11 protein-coding genes are annotated in these 9,890 nt (G+C 75.0%); 5 read left to right on the top strand and 6 right to left on the bottom strand.

The window, feature by feature from the left end:
* On the bottom strand, nt 1-1,162 hold a 1,162-nt coding region (locus tag ACIWVC_RS14925; protein WP_396446244.1), incomplete at its 3' end, for an aldehyde dehydrogenase family protein.
* Between the two features lie 132 nt (nt 1,163-1,294).
* Between ACIWVC_RS14925 and ACIWVC_RS14920 the strand changes: the two genes are divergently transcribed.
* Together ACIWVC_RS14920 and ACIWVC_RS14915 are read left to right on the top strand one after the other, a co-directional pair.
* Nucleotides 1,295-2,476 carry an acyl-CoA dehydrogenase family protein gene (locus ACIWVC_RS14920; protein WP_396446245.1) on the top strand — a complete coding sequence of 394 codons (1,182 nt, stop codon included), beginning with the start codon at nt 1,295-1,297 and terminating at the stop codon, nt 2,474-2,476.
* 163 nt (nt 2,477-2,639) lie between these two features.
* Nucleotides 2,640-3,074: an SRPBCC family protein gene (locus ACIWVC_RS14915; protein ID WP_396446246.1), complete on the top strand. Its 435-nt coding sequence runs from the start codon at nt 2,640-2,642 to the stop codon at nt 3,072-3,074.
* A gap of 7 nt (nt 3,075-3,081) precedes the next feature.
* On the opposite strand, the gene ACIWVC_RS14910 is transcribed toward ACIWVC_RS14915, so the two are convergent.
* On the bottom strand, nt 3,082-4,038 hold the full coding sequence (locus ACIWVC_RS14910) for an alpha/beta hydrolase (RefSeq protein ID WP_396446247.1): 957 nt from the start codon (nt 4,036-4,038) through the stop codon (nt 3,082-3,084).
* Nucleotides 4,039-4,110: 72 nt separating this feature from the next.
* Entirely contained in the window at nt 4,111-4,860 is a 750-nt protein-coding gene (locus tag ACIWVC_RS14905) for a gamma-glutamyl-gamma-aminobutyrate hydrolase family protein (RefSeq protein WP_396446248.1), read from the bottom strand.
* Between the two features lie 536 nt (nt 4,861-5,396).
* Here ACIWVC_RS14905 and ACIWVC_RS14900 point away from each other — a divergent pair.
* Complete coding sequence (locus ACIWVC_RS14900) at nt 5,397-6,551, top strand: globin domain-containing protein (RefSeq protein WP_396454238.1); 1,155 nt, start codon at nt 5,397-5,399, stop codon at nt 6,549-6,551.
* Here ACIWVC_RS14900 and ACIWVC_RS14895 read toward each other — a convergent pair.
* Nucleotides 6,517-7,317 carry a helix-turn-helix domain-containing protein gene (locus ACIWVC_RS14895; RefSeq protein WP_396446250.1) on the bottom strand — a complete coding sequence of 267 codons (801 nt, stop codon included), beginning with the start codon at nt 7,315-7,317 and terminating at the stop codon, nt 6,517-6,519. The genes ACIWVC_RS14900 and ACIWVC_RS14895 overlap by 35 nt on opposite strands.
* Nucleotides 7,318-7,428: 111 nt before the next feature.
* On the opposite strand from ACIWVC_RS14895, the gene ACIWVC_RS14890 reads away from it, so the two are divergent.
* A complete protein-coding gene (locus ACIWVC_RS14890) occupies nt 7,429-7,833 on the top strand; it encodes a PaaI family thioesterase (RefSeq protein WP_396446251.1) in 405 nt (134 codons plus the stop codon).
* Nucleotides 7,834-7,866: 33 nt separating this feature from the next.
* Here ACIWVC_RS14890 and ACIWVC_RS14885 read toward each other — a convergent pair whose 3' ends face one another.
* Complete coding sequence (locus ACIWVC_RS14885) at nt 7,867-8,589, bottom strand: dienelactone hydrolase family protein (RefSeq protein WP_396446252.1); 723 nt, start codon at nt 8,587-8,589, stop codon at nt 7,867-7,869.
* Between the two features lie 69 nt (nt 8,590-8,658).
* Between ACIWVC_RS14885 and ACIWVC_RS14880 the strand changes: the two genes are divergently transcribed.
* Nucleotides 8,659-9,039 carry a VOC family protein gene (locus ACIWVC_RS14880; protein WP_396446253.1) on the top strand — a complete coding sequence of 127 codons (381 nt, stop codon included), beginning with the start codon at nt 8,659-8,661 and terminating at the stop codon, nt 9,037-9,039.
* Nucleotides 9,040-9,042: 3 nt separating this feature from the next.
* Here the strand turns inward: ACIWVC_RS14880 and thyX are convergent, their stop codons facing one another.
* Nucleotides 9,043-9,840: an FAD-dependent thymidylate synthase gene (gene thyX / locus ACIWVC_RS14875; protein ID WP_396446255.1), complete on the bottom strand. Its 798-nt coding sequence runs from the start codon at nt 9,838-9,840 to the stop codon at nt 9,043-9,045.
* Between the last annotated feature and the right edge of the window lie 50 nt (nt 9,841-9,890).

Genomic DNA, 9,890 nt, shown 5'->3' with positions numbered 1-9,890 from the left:
TGCGCACGGCCGCGACCGGCCCGAAGACCTCCTCGGCCATGATCGGCATGTGGTCGGCGCAGCCGGCCAGGACCGTGGCCGGGTAGAACGCGCCGGGGCCTTCGGGGACCCGCGCGCCGGCGAGGGGGCGGGCGCCGTCCGCGATCGCCTTCTCGACCTGCTGGTGGACGTGCGCGCGGTGGCGCTCGTCGACGAGCGGGCCGAGTTCGGTGGACACGTCGGCGCCCGGCCCCATGCGCATGCCGCGGGCGCGGTCCACGAGGGCGCCGAGGAACGGCTCGGCCACGTCCTCGTGGACGTACACCCGTTCCACCGAGGTGCAGATCTGCCCGGCGTCGGCGAAGCAGCCGATCGCCGCCTGCCCGGCCGCCCAGGAGGGGTCGACGCCGACGTCCACGATCAGCGGGTCGGAGCCGCCGTTCTCCAGCAGGGTCTTCGCGCCGGTGCGCAGGGCGAGTTCGGCGACGCGCCGCCCCGCGGCCGTGGAGCCGACGTGCGCGACGACGTCGGCGCCGGGGTGGCCGGCGAGGACCTCGCCCACCTCGCCGCCGCCGGTGACCATGTTCAGGACGCCGTCGGGCAGGCGCGCAGCGAGCAGCTCGGTGAGCATCGCGCCGGTGTGCGGGGTCCGCTCGGACGGCTTGTGCACGACGGTGTTGCCGGTGGCCACGGCCGCGCCGATCAAGCCGCAGGCGATCGCGACCGGGGCGTTCCACGGCGTGATCACGGCGACGACGCCGCGCGGCTCGCGGACCATGAAGTCGCAGGCGTCCCGGCCGCCCTGCAGGCTGCGGCACCCGTGCAGGGCGCCCAGCTCGGCGTACTGGCGCAGCGTCCCGATCCCGGCCTCGACGCGGCCGAGCGCGTCGCCGGACGGCTTGCCCATCTCCGCGGTCACCAGCGCGGCCAGCTCGTCCACCCGCTCCTCGACCGCCCGGGCCGCGGCGCGCAGGGCCGCGCTCCGCTCGGCCGCCGGGGCGGCCGCCCAGCCGGGCGCCGCACCGCGCGCCGCCGCCATCGCCGCGGCCGCGTCCGCCGGCGTGGACACGGCCGCCACCCCCAGCGGCTCGCCGGTCGCCGGGTCGGCCACCGAGAACACGTCCTGCCCGGTGCCCTGGCTCCACCGTCCGCCGGCCAGCATCCACCTGTCGCGGGGCCGCATGGCCACCCCCTCCCGTGTCGCGGTACGTCCGATCGCCTACCCGGCAGGGCGGCCTTCAATGACGGCACCCGCGTCAGTGGACACTTACTGAAATCGGCTACGGTGGTGCGCACGCGGATTGAGGGAGGCGCGGTGGACTTCGACCTGCCGGAGAGCGCGGCGGCGGTGCGCGAGGGCGTGCTGGCGATCGCCGGGAAGTACGACCAGGAGTACTGGAGCCGGTGCGACGCGGACAAGCGCTGGCCGGAGGAGGTCTGGCGGGAACTGGTCCAGGGCGGCTGGCACGCGCTGGCGATCCCGGAGGAGCACGGCGGCGGGGGCCAGGGCCTGCTGGAGCTGGCGGTCGCCCTGGAGGCGCTGGCCGAGGGCGGCGCGGGCGGCGCCGCGTCGTTCATGTACCTGCTCACGCCCGCGTTCGGCGGGCTCACCATCACCCGCCACGGGACCGCGGAGCAGCGGCGCGAGTTCCTGCCGAAGATCGCGTCCGGGGAGATCGAGACCTGCTTCGCCATCACCGAGCCGGACGCCGGCAGCAACGCCATCGAAATCTCCACCCACGCGCGCCGCGACGGCGACCACTTCCTGGTCAGCGGGCAGAAGATCTGGATCTCCGGCGTCGAGCGGGCCGACTTCCTGGTGCTGGTGACCCGGACGATCCCGGCGGCCGAGGCGCGGCCCCGCACGTCCGGCTTCACCGTCCTGCTGGTGGACGTCGCGGAGGCCGTCGCCGAGGGGACGCTCACCTACCGGCCGATCCCGAAGCTCGGCACGAACACCGTCGCGTCCAGCATGGTGTTCCTGGACGAGGTGCGCGTCCCGGCAGACCGCGTCCTCGGCGAGGCCGACCAGGGCTTCCTCGTCCTGTGGGACATCCTGAACCCCGAGCGGATCCTGGCCGCGGCTGGCGGCGTCGGCTCCGGCGGCCTCGTGCTGAGGCTCGCCCGCGAGTACGCCGCCGGCCGGGCGCCGTTCGGCAAGCCGATCGGGGCGAACCAGGCCATCGCGTTCCCGCTCGCCAAGGCCAAGGCGCAGCTGGAGCTGGCCCGGCTGATGACCTACAAGGCCGCCTGGCTGTGGGACCGGGGCCGCCCCTGCGGCTCGGAGGCCAACATCGCCAAGCTGACCGCGGCGGACGCGGCCTGGCAGGCGGCCGACCGCGCCTTCCAGACCTACGGCGGCATGGCGTACTCGATGGAGTACCCGATCGCCCGGATGTTCCGCGACGCCCGCATCGGCAAGAACATCCCGGTCGCCGAAGAGCTGGTCCTCGCGCACATCGCGCAGCACGAGCTGGGGCTGCCCAAGTCGTACTAGCCCGCTCTCCGGCCGGCCTCCGGCGGCCGGTCTCCGGAGCCGGAGGCCGCGGGCGGCATGCCCCGATCATTCCGAATCGGATTCCGGGCGGTCGACCCGTTGCCCCGGCCGCACCGGGCGCGCGAGCATGAGGGGTCACCGGCCCCCGCAGCGAGGAGTGTCCATGCCCCGGTCGTACGCCAGCGCCGTGCTCGATGCCACCGCCGACGAGGTGTGGTCCTACCTGCGGGACTTCGGCAACCTCGCCGAGTGGATGCCGGGCGTGCAGACCGGCGTGATCGAGGACGGCGGGCCCGGCGACCGCGTGGGCTGCGTCCGCCGGCTGATCGGCCCCGGCGACTCGGTGTTCCGCGAGCGCCTCATCTCGCTGGACGACGCCGGCCGCGGCTACTCCTACGAGATCGTGGAGAGCCCGCTGCCGGTGCGCGGCGCCCGCGGCCGCCTGCGCGTCGCGCCGGTCACCGCGACCGGCCAGGCGTTCGTCGAGTGGTGGGCCGACTTCTCCGCCGACGCCGGCGACGAGGAGGCGATGACCAAGACCCTCGCGAAGGGCATCTACGCCACCGGCCTGAGCGCCCTCGCCGAGCGCTTCGGCTGACCGCGCCTCACGCGACCTCGGGCGGGCGCTCCCGGCCGCCGAACGCCGAGCGCAGCCGCCGGGCGGCGAACTCCATCGCCTCGGCGCCGGCGTCGAAGATCTCCGGCAGCAGGAAGAAGGAGTGCACGACGCCGTCGTAGCGGCGCAGCTCCACCGGCACCCCCGCCTCGGCGAGCCGGTGCGCGTACGCCTCGGCCTCGTCGCGCAGGATGTCGTACTCGGCGGTGATGACGGTGGCGGGCGCGACGCCCGCCAGGCCGGGGGCGCGCAGCGGCGCGAGCCGGAAGTCCGACGGGTCGGCGCCGCCCCGGTACAGGTCCATGAACTGCGCGAGCGTGCCCGCGTCCAGCCCGTACCCGGTGCCGTACTCCCGCCAGCTCGGGGTGTCCATCGCCGTGTCGGTCACCGGGTAGACGAGCAGCTGGTGGGCGAGCGGCAGCCCGCGGTCCCGGGCCAGCAGCGCGGCGGCCGCGGCGAGGTTCCCGCCGGCGCTGTCCCCGGCCACCGCCACGGCGCCGGGGTCGACGCCGTAGCGGTCCGGCTCCCGCACCGCGGACGCGACGGCGGCCCACGCGTCGTCCACGGCGGCCGGGAACGGGTGCTCCGGGGCCAGCCGGTACCCCACGTTCAGGACCGCGCATCCGGCGGCGGCCGCCAGGTCGCGGCACGCGGCGTCCACGTTCTCGATGCCGCCGAGCACCCACCCGCCGCCGTGCAGGTAGACGACCGCGGGCAGCGGCCCCCGCTCGGGCCGCTGCGGGCGGTACAGCCGCACCGGCACCGGTCCGCCGGGGCCGCGCACCTCCAGGTCGCGCACCACCGGGAGCTCCCGCCGCACGACCGGGAACGCCGCGCCGATCCGCGCCCGCATCTCCGCGATCGAGGGCCGCGCCGCCTCCCCCGGCGGCGCCGTCCAGGCGGCGAGCAGCTCCAGGAAGCGCGCGGTCTGCGGGTGGAGGGGCATGCGGGCGGCTCCGGGGGCGGGCGGCGGGTTCCAGCAGACCGCCTTCCCCGGATCCGGCCCGTCAATCCAGGCTCAGCGGCCCGCGGCCTCCGCGACCAGGGCCTCGAACAGGCGCGGGTCGTCGCCCTCCTCGGGATGCCACTGGACGGCGAGGCCGAAGCGGTGGCCCTGCAGCTCGACGGCCTCCACTACCTGGTCCTCGGCCCAGGCCACCGCCGACAGGCCCTTGCCGAGCCGCCCGACCGCCTGGTGGTGGTACGCCGGGACGTCGGCCGCCTCGCCGAGGATCTTGCCGACCAGGCTGGTCGCGGCGATCCGCACCGGGTGCGAGCCGACGATGCCGGTCTCCGGCGCGTGCCCCCTGTGGCCCACCGCCTCCGGCAGGTGCTGGACGAGGGCGCCGCCCCGCGCGACGTTCAGCACCTGCATCCCCCGGCAGATCGCCAGGAACGGCACGTCCGCCGCCACGACCGCGCGGGCCAGCGCCAGCTCGAACCGGTCCCGCTGCGGCTGCGGCGGCCCGGTCTCGTGGTGCCGGGCCGCGCCGTACAGGCCCGGGTCGAGGTCGCCGCCGCCGGAGAGGACGATGCCGTCCAGCCGCTCGACCAGCGCGTCCACCCCGCGCAGCGTCGCGGCCGGCGGCAGCAGCACCGGCACGCCGCCGGCCCGCTCGACCGCGCGCGCGTACGGCGCCGGAAGGAGCGCGGCCTCGCGCACCCAGACCCCCCAGCGGGCCGGCTCCAGGTAGGTGGTGATGCCGATGAGCGGCGGCGCGCCGGCACCGGCGGCGGGGCCCGGAGCCCCGCGGACGGCCTCTGACATGTGCGTGTCTCCCCCTCGTGCTGAGCACTGGCCACAGGACGGCTGCCAATAGGGGTGATCTGTCCGTTTCCGCGGCACCCTGTGGTGCCTCACCCGCCCCCCTGCGCCGCCCCGCCCCCGGCCTCTCTCCCGGCCAGCTTGCCTCACGGGGCGGGTCTGCGCAGTCCGAAGCGGCGAGATCGCCGCCGCGCCGGCCGGCGCCCGGGGACGGGCACTCGGCCGGGGCGCGGCAAAGAATCATGAAATCTGCCACCTGGGAGTGGTTTCTTCCTCCGCGTCCGGCCCGTTCGGCAACGGACGGCGCTCGCACCGCACCCGTACCGATCAGTATGCGTGCTCTTTTCGCACGGCATCCGGTCACGCAGGATCCACGGACCATCACACAGCGCATCGATCGCCGGCCGTCCGCACCGGCCCGCTTGAGGACCCGCGGGATCGAAGTAGAGAATCTCACAAAGCCGGGCACCCGACCTGCCGCGACCGCCGGTGCCGGGCCCCCGCGTTGGCCGGGGAACGGGCTGGGAGCGTGCCGAGAGATGTCACCGGAACCCCGCGTCGTCAAGGAGTGCTTCGCCCGGCTGGAAGCCGACCCGGCGGGCGCGATGAGCTACTTCTACGGCCGCCTCTTCGCGGCCGAGCCGCAGCTGCGCGCCCTCTTCCCGCCCGCGATGGGCCACCAGCACGACCGGTTCTTCCAGGCGCTCGTCCGGATCGTGTGGAGCCAGGACGACCCGGGCGACCTCGACGCGCACCTCGGCCGGCTCGGGCGCGGCCACCGCAAGTACGGGGTGCTGCGCGAGCACTACGCCGCCGTCGGCGCCGCGCTGACCGCGACGCTCCGCGTCTACGCCGCCGACGTGTGGACCCCCGGCGCCGAGGACGCCTGGACCGCCGCCTACCGGCACGCCGCCGGCACCATGGCCGGCGCCGCCGAGCTGGACGCCGCGCACGCCCCGCCCTGGTGGGCCGCCGAGGTCACCGCGCACGACCGCCGCGCCCCCGACCTCGCCGTGCTCACGCTGCGCCCCGAGCGGCCGCTCCCGTTCGCCGCCGGGCAGCACGTCGGCGTGCAGACCGCCCGCTGGCCCCGCGTGTGGCGCCCCTACTCGATCGCGAACGCGCCCCGGCCGGACGGGACGCTGCGCCTGCACGTCCGGGCGCGTCCCGGCGGCTGGGTGAGCGGCGCCCTGGTCCGGGGCACCGCTCCCGGCGACACCGTGCTGCTCGGCCCCGCCGAGGGCGCGATGACGCTCGACCCCGACCCGGACCGCGACCTGCTCCTGATCGGCGGCGGCACCGGGCTCTCCCCCATGAAGGCCCTCGCCGAGGAGGCCGCCCCCGCCGGCCGCACCGTCCGCCTGCTGGTCGCGGCCCGCACCGCCGACGGCCTCTACGACATGCCCGACCTGCGGCTGCTGGAGTCGGCCTGCCCCGGGCTCACCGTCACCCCGGTGCTGTCGCGGTCACCGCGGAGCGGCGGGCCGGCCGGCCGCGTGCCGGACGTCCTGCCCGCCCTCCTGGACGGCGACGCCGGCGGCCTCGCCGCCTACGTCGCCGGACCCGGCCCGCTCGTCCGCGGGACCGTCGCCGCTCTCCGGCGGCTCGGGGTGCCGGCGCGGCACATCCACCACGACCTGCTCGCGGCCGGCGACCCGGTCACCGGCCCGCGCGCTCCCGCAGGAACTCCTTAGTCGCCTCGTCCGCCGGGTAGAACGACTCGATCGCCAGCTCCGCGACCGTGATGTCGACCGGCGTGCCGAACGTCGCGATCGTGCTGAAGAACGACAGCTCCCGGCCCTCCACCCGCATCCGCAGCGGGACGAACACGTCGTGGCCCGCGGGCGGCGCCATCGCCTCCCCCACGTCTCCGGGGAAGCCGCGCAGCTCCCGGTAGAGCTGCGCGAGCGCGGCGTCCGCGGTCAACGCCACGTGCCGCCGCACCCGGTCGATCATGTGGGCGCGCCACTCGGCCAGGTTCAGGATGTTCCGCGCCATGCCGTCCGGGTGCATGCTCAGCCGGAGCACGTTCAGCGGCGGCTCCAGCAGCTCGGGCGGCGCGCCCTCCATGAAGAACGCGGCGGCCGCGTTGGCGTCGACGAGGTTCCAGAACCGGTCCACGACCACGGCCGGATACGGCTCGTGCCCGGCCAGCACCTGCTTCAGCGCCGCGCGGACCGCGTCCATCTTCGGCTCCTCGATCGGCGTCTCGTCGAACACCGGCGCGTACCCGGCCGCCACCAGCAGCAGGTTGCGGTCGCGCAGCGGCACGTCCAGGTGCTCGGCGAGCCGCAGCACCATCTCGCGGCTCGGCGCGGACCGGCCCGTCTCCACGAAGCTGAGGTGCCGGGTCGACACGCCCGCCTCCGAGGCCAGCTCCAGCTGGCTCAGCCGCCGCCGCTGCCGCCAGGCCCGCAACTGCTCCCCGATGGGCCGCACATCGCTCAACGCCGTCGTCACGCCTCGGACGCTACCGGCCCGCCGGTCACGCGCGCGATTACGTCCGGGGTAATGGACGCCGTGCGGCCCCGCCCGCGAGAGTGGGCCGCACACGACCACCGAGGAGGCTCCATGACCACCGGGATCACCCCCGACCAGCTGACCGACGCGATGCCGTTCGCCCGCGCGCTCGGCGTCCGCATCGACGCCGCCGGTCCCGAGGAGGTCACCGGCCGGCTCGACTGGGCCCCGGAGCGCTGCACCGCCGGCGGCGTGATGCACGGCGGCGCCCTCATGGCCCTCGCCGACACCCTCGGCGCCGCGTGCGCGTTCCTCAACCTCCCGCCGGACACCTCCACCACGACCCTGGAGTCCAAGACGAACTTCTTCCGCGGAGTCAGGGAGGGCTGCGTCCGCGGCGTCGCGCGCCCGCTGCACACCGGCCGCACATCGATCGTCGTCCAGACCGACCTCTACGACGAGTCCGGCCGCCGCGTCGCCCAGGTGACCCAGACCCAGGCCGTGCTCAGGGCCTGACCCGGCGCTCGGGCCTGAGCACGGCCGGCGCCTTTACGTTGTAGATTTTTTAGCGAGGTGCTCGCCGAAGAAGGCGAAGATCCGCGCCCAGCCGTCGGCCGCGTTCTCCCGCCCCCTGCCCAGCCCGAAGACGATCTTGGCGACCGGGCCGAGCGGAGCCGGCGGGGTGAGCCCGGTCAGGAAGCCGTGCCCGGTCCCCGGGTACTCCTTCACGTCGTGCTCGACGCCGGCCCGCGTGAGGGCGCGCTCCAGCCGGGCCGCGGCCCCGCGCAGCGTGGGGTCGGCGCCGCCGTAGCTGCCGACGATCGGGCACGCGCCCCGCAGCGACTCCTCCGGCCGCCGCGGCAGGATGCCGTAGTTGGCGGCCGCCGCCTTGAAGTCGTACTTCGCCGCCGCGACCAGCGCGAACCCGCCGCCCATGCAGAACCCGCACACGCCCACGTCCCCCGTGCAGTCGGCCCGCCCGGCGAGCCACGCACGCGTGGCCTCGATGTGGTCGTAGGCGGCGCCGCGCTGGGCCCGCATGTCGCGCATCGCCTTGGCGACGCACCGCACCCACGGCGCTCCGTTGTAGAGGTCCGGCAGGACGGCGAGGTAGCCCTCGGCGGCGAACCGGTCGGCCTGCGCCCGCATGTCGGCGTTCGCGCCCATCGCCTCGAAGACGATGACGACGCCCGGCCACGGCCCTTCGCCCTCGGGGACGGCGAGGTACCCCGGCAGCTCCCGCGCTCCCACGGGGATCGTGATGTCAGACATACCGTCGAATAATTCCCCAGCCGCCCACCGTTGCCCAGCCCCCGGCGCGCACCGGTCTACCGTGGCCCCATGCGCATCGACCGCCTCGACCACCTCGTCCTCACCGTCGCGGACATCGACGCGGCGATCTGGTTCTACACGCGCGTGCTCGGCATGGAGGCGGTGACCTTCGGCGAGGGCCGCCGCGCCCTCGCCTTCGGCGCCGGCAAGATCAACCTGCACGAGGCCGGCCGGGAGTTCGAGCCGAAGGCGGCGCACCCGGTCCCCGGCAGCGCCGACCTCTGCCTGATCGTCGCGGGGCCGCTCGACGAGGCCCTCGCCGACCTGGAGCGCCACGGCGTCCCCGTCGAGGAGGGCCCGGTGCGCCGCACCGGCGCCGCCGGCCCCATCACGAGCGTCTACGTCCGCGATCCCGACCGGAACCTCATCGAGCTCAGCGTCTACGAGTGAGGGTCAGACCTTCCGCCACTCGGGGATCCAGGCGCCGTCCTCGACGACGTAGTCCCCGAAGAGGTCGGGGGCCTCCTTGCGCATCACCTCTCCGATCTTGCCGAAGAGCAGGCGGATCTCCTCCTCGGCGCCCGGCGCGGTGCGGTTCTCCAGGGTGTGGCGCAGGGTGCGGACGTTGGCCGTCCAGACCAGCCCGGTGCCGACGCCCTCGGGCGCGAAGCGGCGCATGAACGAGGTCTTGTGCTTCTTCTCCTTGAACGGCACGCCCTCGTCGTCCAGGCCGAAGTGGGCGGCCATCCAGCCCTGGAACTCCTCCATCTGCTCCAGCATCGCGGTGGCGCGCTTCATCAGCTCGGCGTCCTCGCGGGCCCACTCCGGAAACCAGAACGGGATGTCCTGCAGCCGGACGAACCGGAGCGACTCCTGCGAAATGGCCACCCCGGGACGGTGCCGGACGAGTTCGTGCGTCAGCACGCGGCTCACATTGTGCAGGACGAAGCTGAAGCTGACGTGCTCCAGCACCGAGCCGTGCAGGCTGCGCAGGATGTTCCGCAGGTACTGGCCCGAGTCGGTGCGGATCTTGGTCACGTTGGGGTTGAGGCCCGGCTCCCAGGAGCGGTAGCAGAGCCGGCCGGCGAACTCCGCCAGGTTCTGCGGGTCGTTGAGCTCGTCGTCGAGCTCGCCGCGGTCGAGCCGCTCCAGCCAGCTCTCCCCGCCCACGTCCCGCAGGTAGCGGGCGACCTCGTCGTAGTCCAGTTCGGGCCGCGCAACGAGGAACACCTCGGGCTCGACGCTCTTCACTCTCGCATCCCCCTACATCGATTCGTTCGTCCTATAGCAAACCATCCCCG

This window comes from Actinomadura sp., from assembly GCF_044508335.1.
GTDB lineage: Bacteria > Actinomycetota > Actinomycetes > Streptosporangiales > Streptosporangiaceae > Spirillospora.
This window is presented reverse-complemented; position numbering and strand designations above follow the sequence as displayed.